The 400-nt window shown below is 53.0% G+C and carries 1 protein-coding gene; it reads left to right on the top strand.

Annotated features, from left to right (window positions below; genetic code table 11):
• Positions 1–363, top strand: a 363-nt coding sequence (locus tag WCE05_RS26305) for a hypothetical protein (RefSeq protein ID WP_368816882.1), incomplete at its 5' end; no start/stop codon positions are given.
• Positions 364–400 lie beyond the last annotated feature (37 nt).

The raw sequence follows: 400 nt of genomic DNA on the forward strand, positions 1-400 counted from the left end.
CTGCTGGAAGTGCCGATGAGCATTCAGTACAAGCATTCCGCGTGGATGAATAGCCTGAAGCAGGGCTACGATCGCCTGCGCGGCAAAGTACGCTCGCCGTCGGTACACTGGCTGCGTCCGATGGGCGGCAACGTTGAGACGATGAAAAAAGTGGTCGAACAAACGTTGACTCAGGGTAATGACTACGTCGAATATATGCTCCACTCTTCAGAGTACATGCCCGGCGGCAGCCCAACGTTTAAAAAAGAGCAGGATATCGAGCGCTTATATGCCGATCTGGACGCTTTTTTCAGCTGGCTGGCGCCGCAGGTGAAGGGAATGACGTTGGCGGAGTACTACCAACAGAAACTCACACAGCGATAAAAGATCACAACCAGGTACCGTATGCGTATCGTGAAGC

It is taken from the genome of Pseudomonas sp. I2 (genome assembly GCF_040984075.1).
Classification (GTDB): Bacteria; Pseudomonadota; Gammaproteobacteria; order Pseudomonadales; family Pseudomonadaceae; genus Aquipseudomonas; species Aquipseudomonas guariconensis_B.